This is a genomic window from Burkholderia sp. SIMBA_062, assembly GCF_046534765.1.
Taxonomy (GTDB): domain Bacteria; phylum Pseudomonadota; class Gammaproteobacteria; order Burkholderiales; family Burkholderiaceae; genus Burkholderia; species Burkholderia ambifaria.
In genome coordinates, this window is sequence record NZ_JAWRYD010000125.1 from 1 (window position 1) to 418 (window position 418).

General features: G+C 34.0%; 1 pseudogene. It reads right to left on the reverse strand.

The features are described 5' to 3' along the window. Window positions 1–418: pseudogene (locus SB786_RS35685) on the reverse strand (capsular polysaccharide biosynthesis protein); the annotation flags it as partial.

Here is a 418-nt window from a genome sequence, read left to right on the forward strand (position 1 = left end):
CATATTTTATTGACGCATCATCTTCTACTTGTCCAATTACTAATACTCGTTTGCCTCTTTTCTCACCATAAATATTTTGAACTTCCACCTTTTTTGAATGGTTATACTTACTAATTCCTTCCGACTTAATAGTATCTATTAGACCTTTCGCTCTCGATAGCAAAGCACTATCACATTCATAAGAATTTAGTAGCGTCTCTAAATCTGTTGGCTTGGTTGAATCAAAATACGGACCAATGCTATCTAAACATAAAGATAACGGAGGTTCTTTAGTCGCACCCAAACCAACCGAACGAATAAAACCATCTTCAACAAAATATGTTTTTATATCGTTCTGTTGTACAAAATCGAATATGAAATCGGGTGCTTTATATCCCCAAATAAAAATCTGGCTTTTATCTATGTTGACCATTATCTG